The following is an 18,610-nucleotide window of genomic DNA, read 5'->3' on the forward strand; positions in this document are numbered from 1 at the left end:
ATTTGAATCTATATACACAAATATTAAGTGATTCAAAATTTTAGCCATTCTGTATATTCTTCATATAAATCATCGAACACAGCCATTGAAATGGGATAATTGCCTTGTGTCTCTATATAATCAGATATAATATGAAAATCTTTCTCTTGTCTTGGAAAAGATAAATCATCAAAAATTTCTTCTGCTAAGTCACCTTTTTCACTTTTACGACCTCTTACTGTTAGCACAAATTGATAAAATGAATGATCTTTCATTAGTTCATTGTCACATCAACGATTTTTGTTTCGCCTTTAGTAATAGCGTTTACATCTGCAACATTAAGCGCTGATGTATTATCAGAATTTGTGATAATGATTGGTGATATTACAGATTTCGCATTTTCTTTAATATAATCTAAGTCGAAACGTAATAATGAATCTCCAACGCTTACTGTATCTCCACTTTCAACTAAAACTTCAAATCCCTTACCATCCAATTGAACTGTGTCTAAACCGATATGGACGAGTAATTCTAAACCATTGTCAGCTTTTAAGCCGATAGCATGTTTAGTTGGAAATACATTATCTACTTTACCATCGATTGGAGATACGACTTCGCCTTCTGTTGGATTTACACCAAAACCTTCGCCCATCATTTTTTGTGCGAAAACTGGATCTGGAATATCTTCAATTTTCACAAATTCCCCTGTAATTGGCGCATAAATAACGCTATCCTTATTAACTTCTTTACCTTTGCCGAATAATTTTTTAAACATATCTTGTTCGCTCCTTATTTTTCAAAATGTGATATTAAGTCTTCATAGCCTAATTCTTCAAGCTTTTCGAAAGGAATAAATTGAACTGCTGCGGAATTAATGCAATATCTTAAACCGCCACTTTCTTTCGGTCCATCATTAAATACATGACCTAGATGACTGTTTGCATCATCTGAGCGTACTTCTGTACGCACCATGCCAAAAGTTTTATCTACAAGTTCAACAACTTCTTCATCATCCAGAGCTTTAGAAAAACTAGGCCAACCACAATCTGATTCAAATTTTTCTTCTGAGGTGAATAAAGGTTTTCCTGAAATTTTATCGACATAAATGCCTTTTTCATAATGGTTCCAGTACTCATTTTGGAATGGAGGTTCTGTTCCATTTTCTTGAGTAACTAAGTATTCCATTTCGTTTAAACTATCTTTGCTTTTTTTAATCATTTTGTTTCCCCCAATGTTTTTCTATAAATGCTTTACGTCCTGATCCGCGTTGATATTGCTCATAATGCAATGGATTTTTCTTATAATAATCTTGGTGTTGAGATTCAGCAGGATAAAAGTTTTTATACGGTTTAATGGGTGTAATTACAGGATTATTAAAAATAGCCTGTTCATTTAATTGTTGTATTTTTGCTTCTGCAGCTTTTTTTTGTTCTTCATTGTGATAAAAAATAACTGGCTCGTAATGTTCACCACGATCAAAAAATTGGCCACCATTATCAGTTGGATCAAATGTTTTGAAATAAACATCTAAAATATTTTCGAAGGAAGTGATTTCAGAGTTATATGTGATTTGTACGGCTTCTACATGACCAGTTTGATTCGTACTTACACTTTCATAAGTAGGACTATCCAAACGGCCACCACTATAACCAGAAATAACATTTTCGATGCCTGGATAAGCAGTAAAAGGTTTAACTAAACACCAGAAACAACCACCAGCTAATGTCGCATAAGCCATAATATACCTCCTATATCTATTTTGTCATAAAGTTACCATTATTTTAAGAGATATGCTATCAAATTGTTTATAAATAATATAAAGGCTGTAAATTTTCTTAATAATAGTAACAACGTATATGGGGCAAAATTATATTAAGATTTCAAAACAATTAATCCGATTGCGCCTTGACCTGTATGTGTTGAGATAACAGGTGTTGTTACATTTGTATCAAAATGATTGAAATTAAATTCTTCAGAAAATTGTTTTTTAACCTTATCTACAAATTCGATGACATTGGCATGAGCAATACCAATAGATTTTATATTTTTATCACCTATAAAGTGACTTATTTCTTTCTTTAAAAATTGAACACTTGCATTTTGCGTACGTGAATTGTGTAACATTTCAAGTTTCCCATCAACAAGTGTACCAACTGGTTTAATTTTCATCATATTCCCAATTAAACCTTTTGTTTTACTAATACGGCCGCCCTTAATAAGTTGATTAAGTTGGCCTATAACGACATAAAGCTTAATGTTTTTTTGTAATTCATTCAATTTTTCAACCATTTTTTCAGTTGCAATACCTTCATTATTCCAATCTACAACGTGCTGAATTTGATAACCTAAACCAAAAGAAATTGATTTAGAGTCTATAACCGTTACATTGCTATCAGTAATTTGACTGGCCTGCAATGCAGTTTGATAAGTACCACTTAATCCAGAAGTGATATGAATACTAATGATTTCAGAACCATCAGCGCCTAATTCATCATACATCTCAATGAATTTGCCAATAGCTGGTTGACTTGTTTTAACATCTGCATCATCCTGAATTTTTTGTATATATGCTTCAGAAGTGATATCGACTTGATCTACATATGATTTTCCATCAATTGTTAAGTTAAGTGGTATAACATGGATATTATTTTCAACTAAATAGTCATTTGATAAGTCTGAAGTTGAATCGGTTACGATTTTCTTTTTAATCATAATGTCCTCCTATGAATTTTTCTTACGTATTAAATGTAAAAAAGTATGAGGAATTGTATTTTTTTCATCTAATTCCCCTTTAACTGATGATTCGACTTCCCAATCTTCAAATGTATAAGGTGGGAAAAATGTATCCCCATCAAATTTATCTTCAATTACAGTGATATACATATCGTCAACTTTATCAATCATTTCTTCAAATAATGATTGGCCACCAAATATGAAAACATGTCCAGGTAAATCAAATATATCCTCCATGGAATGAATTACATCAACGCCCTCGTGTTGAAAAGATTTATTTCTAGTTAATACAACGTTTCGTCTGTTAGGAAGTGGTTTTCCTATAGAATCGAATGTTGCACGCCCCATAACAAGGGTATTGTTAGTACTTAATTTTTTAACGTGCTTAAGGTCATTTGGTAAATGCCATGGTAAGTTGTTATCTACGCCGATAACACGTTGTTGATCATGCGCCACAAGTATTGATAGTGTCATATTTTTCCTCCTTAATGCTAATATAGTAAGCTGTTAACTTGAATTTTTTAATAATTTATATGATTTAATCAATTTTTATCATTTGTAGATTACACTGCTATCGGTGCTTTTATTGCTGGATGAGAGTCATAACCTATAATTTCCAAATCCTCGTAATTGATATCGAAAATAGAAGCATCACTGTTAATTTTTAATTGAGGTGGTTCAAAACCATCACGTGATAATTGTGTTTCTATAGCGTCAATATGATTAGCGTAAATGTGTGCATCACCAAATGTATGCACAAATTCTCCAACCTCTAGTTCGCATTCTTTAGCAATTAAATGTGTTAACAAACTATAACTAGCAATATTAAAAGGCACACCTAGAAATATATCTGCACTTCTTTGATAAAGCTGACAGCTTAATTTACCCTCTTGTACATAGAATTGAAACATTGTATGACATGGTGGCAATGCCATGGTATCTATTTCAGTTGGATTCCAAGCTGATACAATATGACGTCGAGAATTGGGATTATTTTTGATTTGTTCTATAACATTTTTAAGTTGATCAAAATGGTTACCATCTTTATCTTCCCAGTCGCGCCATTGTTTACCATACACATTTCCTAAGTCCCCAAATTTTTTGGCAAATGCATCATCATTTAAAATTTGTTGTTTGAACTTTTGCATTTCTTCCTTATATATTTTACTAAAAGATTCATCTGTTTGAGCTCTATGTCCAAAATTGGTCATATCTGGTCCTTTAAAATCTGTTGATTTCACATAATTCTCAAACGCCCATTCATTCCAAATATTGTTATTATATTGGAGTAAATATTTAATGTTCGTATCACCCTTAATAAACCAAAGTAACTCTGTTGCAATTAATTTAAAGGATACTTTCTTAGTTGTTAATAAAGGAAATCCTTTCAAAAGATCAAACCTTAACTGATGTCCGAATTTTGAAATTGTGCCTGTATTTGTGCGATCATTTTTTTGTTTACCGATGTCTAAAATTTCTTCGCATAGATTGTGATATGATTGGTCAAAATTATTGAGCATAACAATCACACTCCTTTCTATTATTTATATTTATCTTATTGGAAATTACTGACGATTAAAAGTGTTTACTATTAATTGTGTAAAAAATAATTCACATTATATAGAGTATACATTATTTCGTTGAAAACGTTTAAAATGTATACTTTATAAATTTAAAAAAACCAACTTAGCACATCTTAAATAATAATTTAGATATACTAAGTTGGTTTAGAGAAACACTTATCTAGTTTCAATTACTATTATCATTTAATATAAAATAACAGATTATATTAAATTAAGTAATTAGCAATATTCATCGAAAGCATCTTTGATATCCATACAAATATCTTGAATATCTCTGCCTTCAATATGTTCACGTGGAATAAAATGTTTTAATTCTTGACCTTGAAATAAAGCGTATGATGGACTTGATGGTACTTGCTGAATTAGTGATCTCATCTCATCAGTAGCATCCTTGTCTTGTCCTGCAAAAACTGTGACTTTATTACTAGGTTTTTTATCATTTTGTTCAACTACAGTTACTGCTGCAGGTCTTGCTAACCCAGCTGCGCAACCACATGTAGAGTTAATAACTACAAAAGTTGTGTCTTCTTCTGCGACATTATTCATATAATTAGAAACTGCTTCAGCAGATTCTAAACTTTCAAAATCATGTTCTGTTAATTCACTACGCATTTGTGTAGATAATTCATTCATATAAGCTTCATATGCATTCATTGATAACACTCCTAAAATTCATTTTTTCTTGAAATCACTTGTTTCTGTTAGCAATTTGTTTCCAAACGGATCCTAAAGCTTCATCGCCATTTTCTATTCTAGAAATAGCCATTTCTATTTGCAGTTTTACTTCGTATGCAGAATCATCTGCATGTGCTCTTAATGATTCGAGTTGTTCAGGGCCACCTTCGTCAAAGATAAACATTGCAGCTCTCCATCTTACAATTTTTTGCGGGTCGTTTAACGCTTTTTCCATTTCTGGCAACGCTTGTTTAAAACCTAAATCGCTTAAACAATCTCCTGATGTACGTCTAACTGCAGGACTTTTGTCATTTAAGCCTTTAAACAGATAAGGTAGTACAGCTTTATCTTCAACCATTCCAAGTAGCACAATTGCTTCACGTCTCAAGGGTATTTTTTGCTCATCACTCACTGCTTCCCCTAATAGTGGAAAATCTTGAACTGTTGGTGTTGGAAAGGATTTTAACATTCTTAATCGTTCTTTCCAGTTATCAGTAGCTTGATAAGTTTCCAGAGAAACATGATGATATTGTTTTTCTGGAACAACAATATCTGTAGCTAATGCTTCTTGCACAAGTATTTTTAATCGTTCTTCAGGATAAATAGCAGTGGTTTCTTCAAATACTTCAGACATAATCTCGTCTAAATCACCGTAGCGCACACCTAAATCATCCCATTTACGAAGAAAGACGATATTATCATTATCTTTTTGTGCTGCTAGCATGCTATCTATATAAATTTCTGGTAATTGTTTGCGTTTTTCTTCAGAGGTTGTAGTAAGTTTAATTTGATAAGGAATCCCTTTAAATTTTAATATTTCAGCCTTAACCTCTCCATAGTGTTCATCTGGTAGAGGATCACTTATTTCTTCTTGGTCGTCATTTAACGTTGCAGTTACGTTAGGTAAAACATCTTCCCAATCAAATTTCGGCTTTTTATCTACTGCTAAAAAGTCCATAACATAGAATATAGACTTAACGCCCTCTACTTCTAATACTGCATTAATAAAATGAGGTTGTCCCTCTGCAACTGCAGTATACGTATTTGATTTATTATCTTCTCTTTTCTCACTCAATACAATTTTCATTGTATTTGGACTTGGTGTAGGTTCAACGCGAACAATTTTCATCAAGGAACCTCCTTGTTATATTTATATTCTTTCTAACGTGGCTAATATATTCGGCAATACATCATCCCACTCAACATCAGCTTTTTTATCCACTGAAATAAAATCCATAGCTTGGAATATAGATTTAACGCCCTCTACTTCTAATACTGCATTAATAAAATGAGGTTGTCCCTCTTTTATTTTAGTATACGTATTGGGTTTTGTGTCACCACCTTCTAAGCTATATACAAATTTCATTGTACTTGGATTTGGGGTTGCTTCTACATTTAAAATTTCCATTATAAATCCTCCTTATTATTGTAACTCATTTCCTATTTGTTTGATTTGTTTTCCAATTGAACACTCATTTATACAAAAGTGATGTGCTTGTGTTTTTCCTTCAGTCTTTCTGATATGGTTTTTAAGCAAGCAATCTTTGCAGTATGTACTCATTAAATGATCTATCGCATCAATTGCTTCTTTTTCAGAATAAGTTAGAATAATCTTCACTCTCCTGTGTTTCTGTAAATAAAAGTATTTAATTATATTAAGATTTGATGCTTGAAGGTATTATATCATTTGTAACTACGATTGTTTAATATTAAATTTGCAATTAAGATTAATGTAGAAATAAAGTGTATTAATTTTTAAAGTATACTTGCAATTTTTAATTTATCTGATAAGATAATTCAGTTGTTAAATATGCGGTTTCTAAACACCCGCATCATCAAAATTTAGGAGGAATTTAAATTGTTTAATGAATTTTTTGGTGTGTTAACGTTTTTAATCACATTTTTATTATTAGTCGCAATGTATCGTCTTTTTGGAAAACAAGGATTAATTGCATGGATTGCAATTGGTACAATTATCGCTAATATACAAGTAATAAAAACAGTAGATATTTTTACTATTTCTGCAACGTTAGGTAATGTAATGTTTGCATCGATATATTTAGCTACTGACATTTTGAATGAGATATATGGTAGGAAAATTGCAAAGCGTGCGGTTTGGTTAGGTTTTAGTTCAACGTTAGTCATGATTATTGTCATGCAACTATCGTTACACTTCAACCCATCTTCCGTGGACACTACTCAAGGTGCATTAGATACAATATTTAATCTTGTGCCTAGAATTGCATTAGGTTCTGTTATAGCATATATCATTGGACAGCATTTAGATGTACTGTTATTTTCATTGATTAAAAAGGTATTCAGTTCAGATAGAACATTTATTATTAGGACGTATGGAAGTACGATAATCAGTAATATTATAGATACAGCATTATTCGTAGCTATTGCGTTTTTAGGCACAATGCCAAATGAAGCAGTATTTGAAATTTTTATAACAACTTACTTGTTAAAAATTATTTCTACAATATTTAACGTGCCGTTCGGTTATTGGGCGAAATCTATGTATCGAAAAGGTAAAATACAGAAATTAGATGAAGGTTACTAAAAAACTCTGAAATTGGTTATATACCGATTTCAGAGTTTTTTTGATTTAAAACAATAGTAATTTGCTCTCTTAAAAATTTAAATGTTTCATAACCGTCGCTAGCTAGAAAATGTCCTTGGTGAGGAATATGAATTGTTTGAGTTCCTAAAGCTTTAGACAAGCGATCTGTTGCGCTAATATCAACAACAGGGTCATGATTACTACCGATAGTGATAATATGTTGAACATTAATGCGATTAAGCTGAACATTAGTTTGATTGATATAACAATCTAATTCTGGTAAATTCTCTAATGTTTCAATAAAGCCCGAAATTAAAAATAGACCTTTTATATGTGGGCATTGAGAAAGCTGAGATAAATAATTAAGCACAGATACTACCCCAAGGCTATGAGCGACAATAATCGTTTCGGGATTTAATTTATCTGCCATACTATTGTGTAATGCTGTATACCATTGATTTATATCTGGATCATTTGAATCTGGTAAATGTATAACTTCAACTTCATAATCAGAAGATTTCATTTTAGCAGCTAACCATTGAAACCAATGACTATCAGTATGTGCTTGGTAACCATGTATAATAAACATATTTTTCAAAGTATCAGACCTTTCTTGATCAATTCCGACTAATTAAGTATAAATTCAATATATATAGGATACGAAAAATATATTGAATTTCCAACTGATATGATTAGCGTATATATAGTATAAAAGAAATAGTTTTGATAAGATTAGATTAACTTAAATAATGTAGGTGAATTTATGGCTAAAATATATTTTGATGCGGCTACTGCCGGTAATCCAGGTGAAAGTGCTTGTGCAGTTGTCATAGTAACAGATAATGAACGGATTCAGTATGATGCTAGTTTGGGTATAATGGATAATCATAGTGCTGAATGGGCCTCGTTGGTGTTTGCTTTAGAAAGTGCTGTGAAACACGAAGTGACGACGGCGATAGTTTATACAGACTCAAAATTAATAGAAGATAGTTTGAATAAGGGACGCGTAAAAAATAATAAATTTAAACCTTATTACAGTGAAATGTTAAAATTAGAACAACAGTTTGATTTACTTTTTGTAAGATGGATTCCTAGAAATCAAAATAAGGAAGCCAATCACCATGCTAAAAATGCGCTATATAAAATTACTCAATATAAAAAAGGCAAATAATATAAAAAAGTGGTTGCTAGCTTTCCAGATGGATTGCTAATAACCACTTTTATTTGTAAGTTTAACTGAAATGCGTAGACAAGTATTTTCCTGAAACATAGAGCTCATGTTCGTTACAGATATTTAATATCTTAGTGATATCTGCACCAAATTTCATATCTTGTAATAACGTTGTTGTATCTAAAGGTACTTCAGTATGAATTTTAGCTAAAGACTTGGAAACCTTTAAGTTTTGCATATTATTATTTATTTTATTCTGTTGGCCAGGTGTTAATTCATCTATTGCATCAACGACAGAGTCTACAGAACCATAATTTTGAATAAGTTTAATTGCCGTTTTTTCTCCTATGCCTTTTACGCCAGGATAACCATCTGCACTATCCCCCATAAATGCTTTTACATCAATGAGTTGTAGAGGATTCAGACCATATTCACTTTGAAATCTATCAAGTGTATAGCGATTATAAATGCTGAATCCTTTTTTAGTTAACCAAATTTCTACATTGGGATTGATACATTGTAGTATATCTTTATCACCAGTTACTACATAAATTTGATTTTCGTCAGAATATTGATGTGCTAGCGTTCCAATAACATCATCAGCTTCATAGTTCTGAACGCCAATATTAACAAAACCAAATTGATTGGAGACCTCTTTCACATAATCAAATTGAGGAATAAGTTCTTCAGGTGGCGCTGGTCTATTTTGTTTATATCCGTCAAACATATCATTTCTGAAAGTGGATTTCCCCATATCCCAACATACAGCTACATGTGTTGGCTGTATGTCATTGATTGCACTAAACACGTGACGCACAAATCCTTGTATACCATTTGTAGGAGTACCCGAAGAATTGCGCATAAATTGTTTGTGAAGACTTGTAGCATAAAAATGGCGGAATAATAAAGCCATGCCATCTATCAGTAATATTTTATTAGACATTTTGTGTACCTCTTTCTTATTTACAATAACTCTTTTAATTTTGCGTTCGTTTCTTGCAATTGTTGAATTAATGCATCATCGATTTCAAATGATAATAATTCTTTGATTTGACGATGAATATCACTTTCAAATTGTTTGAATTTTGTCTCAGCATTTTCGTCCATAACTAAGACGATTTCATTGAGGGCTTTTCTAAGATCGGCAATACAAGGAGCAAGCAATTTGATTGTTTCTTGTGTGATTTGTTCTTGTAATTCACCTTGTGTTTTAGATTGTAGGATATTCTTTTTAGAAAGTCCCTTAGGTAATGCATCAATCATAAGACTTAGCTCAACTTTTAAATAAGGTTCATCTAATTCAATATTATTTTTATCAAATTCTGGTTCAATAAATACGTGCAATTGTTCAAGTTTTTGTTTCAATGGTGCAATTTCATTATGCAATTGTTCGTGGAAATATTTTTTGACACGTTCAACAAGTAAGGACTGCTCCAAGTAAAGGCGTTGATGAATTTGATCTAAATAAATTTTCGTAGATAGTCGTTTTTCTTCGTTGAAATTACTGTTTTTTGTCATTTGTCCATTATAAATAGATTTGACTTCATCTTGTAATTGTAATTTCAAGCGTTCATTTAAATGATAGATTTGGTCCTCTACTTCGTTTGAAGCACGTTGTTCTGCAGTTTGCAATATATTATAACTTAACACTGTTGACTGTTCATAATTTTTTAGTTTTTGTTTACGTTGTTCAATTTGAGCTTTATTGTTCATTGTTTCTTCAATCATTTGCTCAAATGCTTCAGAAATATGTGCGAGTTGTTTTAACAATTGTTGTTGAAGTATATATTTAGATTCAACTTGAGTGAAATGTTGAATACTCTCCTGTAGTTTATCGATACCTTTATCGCTAGACTTAAGCGCCTCTCTACTAGAAACAGCAAAAATGTCTGAATCCATGTTGACTTGAGTTAAAGCATCACCAACATATTCTATCACAGCATTTAAATCTTCGTCAGTTTCAGCTAAGTCGGTCGCATTTATAATCATTTTGAAAGCTTGATTTTCATTTAACTGATTCATTTTTTTCATATGTTCAATAAAGCGTTTGTCATTATTTGTAAACGAATGATTAAAATAACTAACATATAAGATTAAATCTGAAGATGTCAATATTTTTTCGGTTTCGTTCGTATGACGTTGATTGTTAGAATGTAAACCTAAAGAATCAACGATGATTTTATCTTTTAACCATTCTATTGGTAGTTTAAAATGTACTGTATTTACAAACGTTGCATACTCATCTTCTGCACTCCACTTTTTAATGTCATCTTGCAAAATAGTGTGTGTTTGCCCTTTTTCTAACATATGTTTATACATACTGTAATGTTTTTCAACTGCGTTCACAAAAGCTAATTTATTTTTTTCCAAAGTTGCTTTGATTTTATCTGTATTTTTACTTAAAAACGTATCAATACTATCAAAAGTTTTATTTTCAATTTCGAAAACTTGATTTAACTCATCTAAAAGTTGCTCAGATGATTTAAGTGTAATCTGACTTTCATGTCCATAAGTTAATTCAGTCATTGCTGCAGTGGTTGGATTAGGTGAACTGACTAAGTGTGAACCGCCTAATAGTGCATTAATCAAACTACTCTTACCTGCACTAAATGTGCCAAAGACCCCTATTTTCACAACTTTATTTTCTAATCGAGTTAACGTATCTTCAATGTCTTGTTTCGTTTGTTCGAATAAAGGTATATCTTGAATTAATTCAAGTGCATTTTTGATTGTTTGTGTATTATCTTGATTATCGTAATGTGTTGCAACTGTATTTCTTTTACTTATTCTCACAGTATCATTATTGTCTTGCGCTGTGTATTTGATTTCTGTTCTATCTATTAATTTATCTAAGGAATCATCCATATGTATGTAGTAATGCATATAGTTTTGTGTTTCCAGAGACTCTCTCAAATTACGCATTTCCATAAATCTTCCATAATCATTATAATCGTCTTCTTGTTCTGTACCAATATCATTTGCTTGTGAATGGTTAATAGCTTTTTTAAATAATGGGTCAGATTCTTTTGCAATGAATTTTTTGAGTGAAGCCATCAAATCATCTGCGAATGTTAAAACATATTGATTACTAATGGTTATTTGCATTTGATACAAATCAGTTATGAGTTCTGGGGGTATTGTATAATGCTGATTAAGAATGTCATCATTTACCTCTGAAGAATTTATAAATCGTGTTAAAAATGACATATCTTCTCTTAATGGTTGTCTGACTTCTTGATTAATTTTATCTTGGAGTTGTTCAACAACTGCTGCCAGTCTCTTTTGCTGTTCTTCGAATGTTTTTTGTTTTTTATTAAATAAACCGCCGACTTTAAAGTCTTTCGTACGGCTTTCTAAATAAATTTTAATTTTTTCTCTAGTATCATGCGTCATGATATATGCATTATCTAAAATGTCTTTACGTTTTTGCTTTAAAAAGTCATGTAATTCCTCAGGGTTATTTAATAACTTGGCTTCTTCACTGACCTCTTGATTTTGTTGGAAATTGAGATAAGCTTGATCAAAATCCGCTTCGAAAATATCAAGTTGTTCTAAAATATCTTGAATTTCATATTGAACATAAGATAATTGTTCATCAGTAATAAATTTAACAATTCGTTCCACGTAATCCTCGATAGATTCTCTATGGGTATCTTTTTCAATCAAATAATTAGAAAGCGCGTCAATTTGATTATATTCATGATCATATTTTGAAACATAAAATATTTGATCTAATTCAATTTCCCACTCATCGATTGATTTCTCTACGCGATTTTTAAATGTCTCGAAAGTAATTTCTTCTTCGCTATGTTTATCTATTTGATTAATTACAAATACCACGGGAACACTTGCTGCATTTAATTGTTTCATAAATTGGAAATTTAAAGCTGACTGCACGTGGTTATAATCTACTGTATAAAAAAGTACATTACTCGTATACATAAACTCCTCTGTGCTTGATTGATGTGTTGCAACATTAGAGTCTACACCAGGTGTATCTTGTAACGTGAAACCTTTTTTAAATTTGTCTGATGGAAATTTAATTTCAACAGATTCTACATCTATGTTTTCACGATTCATTTGTTTAACTTCATCGTAATTATTTAATAATGTATATTGTTGATTACTCAAGTTTGCAATAATTCCTGGCTCATCTGTCACAGAAACAATAGCTGTATTACTTGTTGTTGGTACAGGTGAACTTGGCAAAATACTTTCTTCTAAGAGTAAATTAATTAATGTAGATTTACCTGCTGAAAAGTGACCTACAAAAGTTGCAGTGTATTGTTCTAAGTATACCTTTTTAATAACTTGATTGATGATGTGGACAAGTCGTCCATTATTTGATTTTTCAACTTCTTTTTTTAGTTTATATAAAATATCGAGTTGCTCAGTATTAGACATTATATGTATCCCCTTTGATTACTTGTATGTAATTAATCTTATTGTATAATAAATTATTGTTTGGCTAAAGGTAGTAAGTGAAATTAAATTTCTTTTAGTCACGTATAAATGTAAATTATATTATGCACATAGTGTAATCTGATGACTTAAACTGATTATTGAAAAATGTTGTTAAGATATAAAACGAGCGTAATAAAAAAGTCACTCCAAATAAAATTGGAATGACAACAGTATAAGATAGTTTATAATGAACTAATCTATATATGCTTTTGTATTGATAATCTGTCTATTATTTTACTTACAGCATTTATATATACTCACTTATTATTAACTTCCTTTAGGTTTACTATAATCTGTATTTGGCTTATTGATACCAATGTTTTCTTTTAAATAAAGGCTTGGGTCTTTAGCGATTTTAACAATGACAGCGGCTATACTTTTTCTAGATACTTCTGTACCTTTAAATGACTCGCTTTTTTGAGTAATTTCATAATCAATCTCGTTTGTATGTGTCAACCATGCTGGTCTGAAAATAGTATAGTCTAGCCCTGAATTTTCAATAATGTCAGCTGCTTCTTTATATACAGGTAGTCTATCACCTATTTGTTGTTGAACCCATTTCCCAAAATCTCCTGGCACCTCATTATATATACCTAAAGAAGTTACGAAGATTAAACGTTTCACGTCATTTGTTTGCATTGCTTTTACAATAGTCGTTGCTTCTTTATCAAGGTCACCTGATAAAGAAGCTATGACGATATCTACATCGTCCATTGCACTATTAACATCATTAAAGTCAGTAGCGTCACCTTCTCGCACACGAATTCTATCTGATGCAAAGTCAGGTAATCTATTCGCATCTCTTAAAAATAATCTTAAGGTATAGGATGTGTTTTCTAAAAAAGAATTAATAGCTGCTTTAGAAATTGCACCATTTGCCCCTAGAATTAATACTCTTGTCATCCAATCACTCCAATATCATTTTATCGTTCCAACCATGTTGCTATATACTAAAAAATCTTTTTTACGTCTCTTTTCATCTCCAAAGTCTGAAATACGATTGTTACATATAATCAGTTTATACTCACAGTACTATAGTTAACCTCTTTATACTCATATTAAACTTAAAACATATTCGATTACTATAATGTATTTATGTTTAACCACCGTAACTGTATTGGCAATATGGACCATAGCACATATATCATTAATGTATTGAATTGAAAAATCCCTAGATACGTTAAACAGTTATTAAGTATCAGCTTAATACACTTTTCAATATCTAGAGATTTAATTTTAATGATAAACTTTAATTGTTAACGAATTAAAGGGTTTTTATCTTTCTTAATTTTAAAGTACTGTGAAATGCTATAGACGATAATACCAATCCATATAAATATGAACGTTACTAACTGGTCAACATTAAATGGTTCTTTAAATAAGAATATCCCTAATATAAACATCAATGTTGGAGCGACGTATTGTATGAAACCGGTTAATGACAATGGAATTCTACGTGCGCCTGCTGAAAATAGGATTAGCGGAATCGCTGTAATCGCTCCTGAGAATAATAGCCAAAATGATGAACTATTGACTCCTAGGGAAGAACTCCCTTGTTGCCATATATACCATAGATATATAAAGCCTGCTGGAGCAGTAGCGATACATTCTATAGTGATACTACTAATGGCATCTATCGGCACTAGTTTTTTAATTAATCCGTATAAGCCAAAAGAACTTGCTAATAATAATGAGATGCCTGGGAATACGCCCATTTTCAATGTCATATAGAGCACACCTACAACTGCTAAGGCAATTGCAATCCACTCTAATTTATTAAAACGTTCTTTCAAGAAGATAAGTGCGAGTATTATACTTACAAGAGGATTAATATAATATCCTAAACTAGTTTGCAGTACATGACCATTTGCTACAGCCCATATGAATGTGCCCCAGTTAATTGTAATTACATAACCAGCTGCAATAATAGCAATGAGTTGGATTGGATTTGTAAAGAGTTGATGAACATCTCGTTTAAAGGGTCCAGTATTTTTAGTGAACACTACAACAAATAGCATAAATATCATAGAAAGTACAATTCTATATGCTAAAATTTCAAATGCGCCTAATTCTCTAATTAAATCCCAATATATGGGTAGAACACCCCATAATATATAAGCACCGAAAGCGAATACGATACCTTTTTTAAATTCAGTGTTCAAAAGATACACCCCTTTCTACTTTTTCAATCTATTAAATTTTAATTTTGAGGTTTTCTTTTACCCCAATACTGATAATACGTACATTCAATGTAGCCATTAAATAACTTTCTACGCTTAGTTGCCTTTTGGTTAACTAAATGTTCAAATTCTGTACTACTTGTCAAAATGTAAGTAGATAAATGAGGATGTTGTTGCATTAGTTCACCTATATAGCGATACATAACTTCTACTTCGTTACGATCACCAATACGTTCACCATATGGCGGGTTGCCTATAAGTGAGATTGGCTCGTCTGCATCTATTGTAAGTGTATTAACATCTTTCACGCTAAATTGAATAATATCAGCTAATCCAACTTCTTCAGCGTTTCTGCGTGCAATATCTATCATTTCTGGATCGATATCCGAAGCATAAATTTCAAGTTTTCTATCGTAATTAGCTTGTTGGTCTGCTTCGTCTCTCATTTCATCATATAAATTGTCAGGCATCATGTCCCATTTTTCAGAAACAAAATCACGATTAAATCCAGGAGCAATGTTTTGCGCGATTAAGCAAGCTTCTATCGCTATTGTGCCTGAACCACAGAATGGATCTATTAACGGCGTGTCACCTGTCCAATTCGCTAATCGAATTAAACTTGCTGCAAGTGTTTCTTTAATTGGCGCTTCACCCTGAGCTAAACGGTAACCACGTTTATTCAATCCTGAACCAGAAGTGTCAATCGTAAGAAGTGCATTATCTTTTAATATTGAAACTTCTACTGGGTATTTTGCACCCGTTTCATTTAACCAACCACGTTCTTGATACGCACGTCTTAAACGTTCAACAATTGCTTTTTTTACAATTGCTTGGCAATCAGGAACACTAAACAACGTTGATTTCACACTACGGCCTTGTACTGGGAAGTTACCATCTTGTTCAACAATTGCCTCCCAGGGTAAAGCCTTTGTTTTTTCAAATAACTCATCAAATGTAGTGGCTTTAAATTGACCTACTACAATTTTAATTCTGTCTGCTGTGCGTAACCATAAATTACACTTAACAATTGCAGATTCGTCCCCTTCAAAAAATATTCTGCCATTTTCGACAGTTGTTTCATAACCTAATTCTTGAACTTCTTTTGCCACAACTGCTTCTAATCCCATAGGACATACGGCTAATAATTGATACATTAGTTTGCTCCTTCTTAAATAAAGATTTACTTATATTTTATCAAAATTTTTTTTAAATAGATATGACATTGTACTAAGTTATAAATGCTACTGAGTTTAATGAATATTTTCTATAACTTTAGAAATTAAAAAAGCTCTCCTATATGGGAGAGCTTGGGTCTAGTGATGATATTTCTGTAAGCCATGTTTTGTACCGTTGTACTGCCATCGTGTACTAGATACACTCGTACGCTGGTGGTAACCATCTGTCTACATGCTTTTAAAAGCATGTCCTATTTATACGTTGAATTCCGTTAAATAAGTGCTCCTACCTAATTTGGATTGCTCACTCGAGGGGTTTACCGCGTTCCACCTTTTATATTTCTATAAAAGCTACGTCACTGTGGCACTTTCAAACTATTTTAACCGTATCTAAAAGACTTAGGTTATTTCATTGCCGTCAATTTAATGCCTTGACTTATTTTTTCATCAAGCACGAACACTACAATCATCTCAGATTGTGTGAGCATGGACTTTCCTCTATATTGCTATAGCGATCACCCAAAACACCATCTCTGAAAGTATACCATGCTTTAGACGGCTAAACAAACAAAATAAACCAAGTTTTGAATGAAATCAAAACTTGGTTCTATGTAGATGAAGCTATATCTACGATTCGCACACGCTATAATCATTCAATAGCGTGCTATTTTCCAAATACTGCTTTTTCTAAATTAGAAATTCTTTTTAGAATATCAACATTATTATTGTTGCTATTACTCTTAGTTGCAGCACTACTATTGGAAGAGAAATTTTTGTTTTCTTGTGGTCTTGACGTTGCTACACGTAATCTAAGTTCTTCAAGTTCTTTTTTAAGTTTATTGTTTTCTTCGGAAAGCTTAACAACTTCACTATCTAAGTCTGACATTTTTTGATAATCCGCTATGATGTCGTCTAAGAAGGCATCGACTTCTTCCCTTCTATAACCACGTGTCATAGTTTTTTCAAAATCTTTTTCATAAATATCCTTTGCTGATAATTTCAATGAAATATCTGCCATTTTTTCCCACCTCATTCGAAACTTTGTTCTTGAGACCACTGTAAATCATTGATGAAATCAGTTAATTCATCGAACGTCACAATGTCACAAGTATAATTTGTTTTTTCCATAAAATCAACTAACATTTGCTTGAAGAATTTTGGACTTGCTTCTTGCTCCTCATCATATATTAATAATGTTTGATCTGTGTGATCTAACATGAACTGATCCGTCTGTTTAAATTGATGAGGTCCTTCATATGGTGAATGAAATACACTATCTACAAAATCAGCCTTTTGTGTGATATTTTGATATTTAGCTTGATTTTGTTCGTTCCATCTATCACTGTGACCATAAAACGGCGTTATAATACCTAATTTAAGATTTGGATATGTTGCTTTCAAATCAAGTACTACTTCTGCTGTCCATAATTCTATACCCATCTGTCCTTGTATTAATACCCATTCTAAGCCTTCTTCAATCAATCGATTTAATTTATGTGCTATAAATTTTTTTAAATAGGAAACTTCTGGAGCATCATCTTTGAAAATATTAAGTTCATAAGATTTATAACCTGTGACATAAATTGTTTTTATCATAGATACGACTCACTTCTTTGAATATAGCTTAAATCATATTGAACAGCCTTTATTTTTTCTGTGAATAGTTTTCTGCTTGAGCGTTTGAAGTGGCACTCCACAGATAATTCTTCGATATTAGAAACTAATAAATCAAATTTTTGTTTGTTCATATATTGCAAATGAAGTATTTGAGTTTCATATTGAATAAAGGATGCGAGCAATTCATCAATATTGTTAGTAAATGGGACGACAACAGAATAAAAATCATAATCTTCGCCAGATGCTTTTACGGATTCATATTTATCTTGCATAAGCTGTACATCATCTAATAATTGCGTAATTAACTGTTGCATGAAGTTTCCTCCTACACAATAAATTTACCATAAAAGATAATGTGCGTCATTTCTGAAGCGTCGACTTACATTTATGTTATAATAACGGCTTAATTAGTTCCAAATATTGTTTAATTATGCAAAGCACGTTAAAATGTACTTGATGTATTTGTAAAT

22 protein-coding genes and 1 other RNA gene are annotated in these 18,610 nt (G+C 31.6%); 2 read left to right on the plus strand and 21 right to left on the minus strand.

Features of this window, described 5'->3' with window-relative positions:
* Nucleotides 1–32: 32 nt before the first annotated feature.
* The 11 genes from ACA31_RS04600 to ACA31_RS04650 form a co-directional block, all read right to left on the minus strand.
* Entirely contained in the window at nucleotides 33–254 is a 222-nt protein-coding gene (locus tag ACA31_RS04600) for a YozE family protein (RefSeq protein WP_057512193.1), read from the minus strand.
* Nucleotides 254–754, minus strand: coding sequence for a PTS sugar transporter subunit IIA (locus tag ACA31_RS04605; protein ID WP_057512194.1), 501 nt, complete (start codon nucleotides 752–754; stop codon nucleotides 254–256). Before ACA31_RS04605 ends, ACA31_RS04600 begins: the two co-directional genes overlap by 1 nt.
* 14 nt (nucleotides 755–768) lie before the next feature.
* Complete coding sequence (gene msrB, locus ACA31_RS04610; RefSeq protein ID WP_046465336.1) at nucleotides 769–1,197, minus strand: peptide-methionine (R)-S-oxide reductase MsrB; 429 nt, start codon at nucleotides 1,195–1,197, stop codon at nucleotides 769–771.
* Complete coding sequence (msrA, locus tag ACA31_RS04615) at nucleotides 1,190–1,717, minus strand: peptide-methionine (S)-S-oxide reductase MsrA (protein WP_057512195.1); 528 nt, start codon at nucleotides 1,715–1,717, stop codon at nucleotides 1,190–1,192. Before msrA ends, msrB begins: the two co-directional genes overlap by 8 nt.
* Nucleotides 1,718–1,851: 134 nt before the next feature.
* Nucleotides 1,852–2,691, minus strand: a complete 840-nt coding sequence (locus ACA31_RS04620; protein ID WP_057512196.1) for a DegV family protein — start codon at nucleotides 2,689–2,691, stop codon at nucleotides 1,852–1,854.
* Between the two features lie 9 nt (nucleotides 2,692–2,700).
* On the minus strand, nucleotides 2,701–3,186 hold the full coding sequence (locus ACA31_RS04625; RefSeq protein WP_057512197.1) for a dihydrofolate reductase: 486 nt from the start codon (nucleotides 3,184–3,186) through the stop codon (nucleotides 2,701–2,703).
* 89 nt (nucleotides 3,187–3,275) lie between these two features.
* A complete protein-coding gene (locus tag ACA31_RS04630; protein ID WP_057512198.1) occupies nucleotides 3,276–4,232 on the minus strand; it encodes a thymidylate synthase in 957 nt (318 codons plus the stop codon).
* A 282-nt stretch (nucleotides 4,233–4,514) separates the two neighbouring features.
* On the minus strand, nucleotides 4,515–4,949 hold the full coding sequence (gene brxA / locus ACA31_RS04635; protein WP_057512199.1) for a bacilliredoxin BrxA: 435 nt from the start codon (nucleotides 4,947–4,949) through the stop codon (nucleotides 4,515–4,517).
* 34 nt (nucleotides 4,950–4,983) lie between these two features.
* Entirely contained in the window at nucleotides 4,984–6,099 is a 1,116-nt protein-coding gene (locus ACA31_RS04640) for a conserved virulence factor C family protein (RefSeq protein WP_057512200.1), read from the minus strand.
* Nucleotides 6,100–6,120: 21 nt separating this feature from the next.
* The gene (locus ACA31_RS04645) at nucleotides 6,121–6,378 is read right to left on the minus strand and encodes a NifU N-terminal domain-containing protein (protein WP_057512201.1); all 258 of its coding nucleotides are present in this window, start codon (nucleotides 6,376–6,378) and stop codon (nucleotides 6,121–6,123) included.
* Nucleotides 6,379–6,393: 15 nt separating this feature from the next.
* Entirely contained in the window at nucleotides 6,394–6,588 is a 195-nt protein-coding gene (locus tag ACA31_RS04650; RefSeq protein ID WP_057512202.1) for a zinc-finger domain-containing protein, read from the minus strand.
* A 240-nt stretch (nucleotides 6,589–6,828) separates the two neighbouring features.
* Between ACA31_RS04650 and ACA31_RS04655 the strand changes: the two genes are divergently transcribed.
* Nucleotides 6,829–7,533 (plus strand): queuosine precursor transporter, encoded by a 705-nt coding sequence (locus tag ACA31_RS04655; RefSeq protein WP_057512203.1) that lies wholly within the window; start codon nucleotides 6,829–6,831, stop codon nucleotides 7,531–7,533.
* A gap of 16 nt (nucleotides 7,534–7,549) precedes the next feature.
* Here the strand turns inward: ACA31_RS04655 and ACA31_RS04660 are convergent, their stop codons facing one another.
* Nucleotides 7,550–8,131, minus strand: a complete 582-nt coding sequence (locus tag ACA31_RS04660) for an RBBP9/YdeN family alpha/beta hydrolase (RefSeq protein WP_057512204.1) — start codon at nucleotides 8,129–8,131, stop codon at nucleotides 7,550–7,552.
* Nucleotides 8,132–8,296: 165 nt separating this feature from the next.
* Between ACA31_RS04660 and ACA31_RS04665 the strand changes: the two genes are divergently transcribed.
* A complete protein-coding gene (locus ACA31_RS04665) occupies nucleotides 8,297–8,704 on the plus strand; it encodes a ribonuclease HI family protein (protein WP_057512205.1) in 408 nt (135 codons plus the stop codon).
* Between the two features lie 61 nt (nucleotides 8,705–8,765).
* Here the strand turns inward: ACA31_RS04665 and ACA31_RS04670 are convergent, their stop codons facing one another.
* The 9 genes from ACA31_RS04670 to ACA31_RS04705 all read right to left on the minus strand — a co-directional run bounded on the left by ACA31_RS04670 (nucleotide 8,766) and on the right by ACA31_RS04705 (nucleotide 18,454).
* Entirely contained in the window at nucleotides 8,766–9,647 is an 882-nt protein-coding gene (locus ACA31_RS04670) for a 5'-3' exonuclease (protein ID WP_057512206.1), read from the minus strand.
* Nucleotides 9,648–9,667: 20 nt separating this feature from the next.
* Nucleotides 9,668–13,108 carry a dynamin family protein gene (locus ACA31_RS04675; RefSeq protein WP_057512207.1) on the minus strand — a complete coding sequence of 1,147 codons (3,441 nt, stop codon included), beginning with the start codon at nucleotides 13,106–13,108 and terminating at the stop codon, nucleotides 9,668–9,670.
* A gap of 327 nt (nucleotides 13,109–13,435) precedes the next feature.
* Nucleotides 13,436–14,071: an SDR family oxidoreductase gene (locus tag ACA31_RS04680; RefSeq protein WP_057512208.1), complete on the minus strand. Its 636-nt coding sequence runs from the start codon at nucleotides 14,069–14,071 to the stop codon at nucleotides 13,436–13,438.
* Nucleotides 14,072–14,424: 353 nt separating this feature from the next.
* Nucleotides 14,425–15,330 (minus strand): EamA family transporter RarD, encoded by a 906-nt coding sequence (gene rarD / locus ACA31_RS04685; protein WP_057512209.1) that lies wholly within the window; start codon nucleotides 15,328–15,330, stop codon nucleotides 14,425–14,427.
* A gap of 38 nt (nucleotides 15,331–15,368) precedes the next feature.
* Nucleotides 15,369–16,502, minus strand: a complete 1,134-nt coding sequence (locus tag ACA31_RS04690; RefSeq protein WP_057512210.1) for a THUMP domain-containing class I SAM-dependent RNA methyltransferase — start codon at nucleotides 16,500–16,502, stop codon at nucleotides 15,369–15,371.
* A 172-nt stretch (nucleotides 16,503–16,674) separates the two neighbouring features.
* Nucleotides 16,675–17,050, minus strand: an RNA gene (gene rnpB, locus ACA31_RS13080) — RNase P RNA component class B.
* 137 nt (nucleotides 17,051–17,187) lie between these two features.
* A complete protein-coding gene (gene gpsB, locus ACA31_RS04695; RefSeq protein ID WP_057512211.1) occupies nucleotides 17,188–17,541 on the minus strand; it encodes a cell division regulator GpsB in 354 nt (117 codons plus the stop codon).
* 11 nt (nucleotides 17,542–17,552) lie between these two features.
* Entirely contained in the window at nucleotides 17,553–18,119 is a 567-nt protein-coding gene (locus ACA31_RS04700) for a DUF1273 domain-containing protein (RefSeq protein WP_057512212.1), read from the minus strand.
* Nucleotides 18,116–18,454: a DUF1798 family protein gene (locus ACA31_RS04705; protein WP_057512213.1), complete on the minus strand. Its 339-nt coding sequence runs from the start codon at nucleotides 18,452–18,454 to the stop codon at nucleotides 18,116–18,118. Before ACA31_RS04705 ends, ACA31_RS04700 begins: the two co-directional genes overlap by 4 nt.
* Nucleotides 18,455–18,610: the final 156 nt, after the last annotated feature.

The organism is Staphylococcus sp. NAM3COL9, assembly GCF_001431205.1.
Classification (GTDB): domain Bacteria; phylum Bacillota; class Bacilli; order Staphylococcales; family Staphylococcaceae; genus Staphylococcus.

Bases quoted from the DNA above. Each gene is read 5' to 3' on its own strand.
- ACA31_RS04600 (WP_057512193.1), bottom strand. From the start codon at position 254: ATGAAAGATCATTCATTTTATCAATTTGTGCTAACAGTAAGAGGTCGT.
- ACA31_RS04605 (WP_057512194.1), bottom strand. From the start codon at position 754: ATGTTTAAAAAATTATTCGGCAAAGGTAAAGAAGTTAATAAGGATAGC.
- msrB (WP_046465336.1), bottom strand. From the start codon at position 1,197: ATGATTAAAAAAAGCAAAGATAGTTTAAACGAAATGGAATACTTAGTT.
- msrA (WP_057512195.1), bottom strand. From the start codon at position 1,717: ATGGCTTATGCGACATTAGCTGGTGGTTGTTTCTGGTGTTTAGTTAAA.
- ACA31_RS04620 (WP_057512196.1), bottom strand. From the start codon at position 2,691: ATGATTAAAAAGAAAATCGTAACCGATTCAACTTCAGACTTATCAAAT.
- ACA31_RS04625 (WP_057512197.1), bottom strand. From the start codon at position 3,186: ATGACACTATCAATACTTGTGGCGCATGATCAACAACGTGTTATCGGC.
- ACA31_RS04630 (WP_057512198.1), bottom strand. From the start codon at position 4,232: ATGCTCAATAATTTTGACCAATCATATCACAATCTATGCGAAGAAATT.
- brxA (WP_057512199.1), bottom strand. From the start codon at position 4,949: ATGAATGCATATGAAGCTTATATGAATGAATTATCTACACAAATGCGT.
- ACA31_RS04640 (WP_057512200.1), bottom strand. From the start codon at position 6,099: ATGAAAATTGTTCGCGTTGAACCTACACCAAGTCCAAATACAATGAAA.
- ACA31_RS04645 (WP_057512201.1), bottom strand. From the start codon at position 6,378: ATGGAAATTTTAAATGTAGAAGCAACCCCAAATCCAAGTACAATGAAA.
- ACA31_RS04665 (WP_057512205.1), top strand. From the start codon at position 8,297: ATGGCTAAAATATATTTTGATGCGGCTACTGCCGGTAATCCAGGTGAA.
- ACA31_RS04670 (WP_057512206.1), bottom strand. From the start codon at position 9,647: ATGTCTAATAAAATATTACTGATAGATGGCATGGCTTTATTATTCCGC.
- ACA31_RS04675 (WP_057512207.1), bottom strand. From the start codon at position 13,108: ATGTCTAATACTGAGCAACTCGATATTTTATATAAACTAAAAAAAGAA.
- ACA31_RS04680 (WP_057512208.1), bottom strand. From the start codon at position 14,071: ATGACAAGAGTATTAATTCTAGGGGCAAATGGTGCAATTTCTAAAGCA.
- ACA31_RS04690 (WP_057512210.1), bottom strand. From the start codon at position 16,502: ATGTATCAATTATTAGCCGTATGTCCTATGGGATTAGAAGCAGTTGTG.
- gpsB (WP_057512211.1), bottom strand. From the start codon at position 17,541: ATGGCAGATATTTCATTGAAATTATCAGCAAAGGATATTTATGAAAAA.
- ACA31_RS04700 (WP_057512212.1), bottom strand. From the start codon at position 18,119: ATGATAAAAACAATTTATGTCACAGGTTATAAATCTTATGAACTTAAT.
- ACA31_RS04705 (WP_057512213.1), bottom strand. From the start codon at position 18,454: ATGCAACAGTTAATTACGCAATTATTAGATGATGTACAGCTTATGCAA.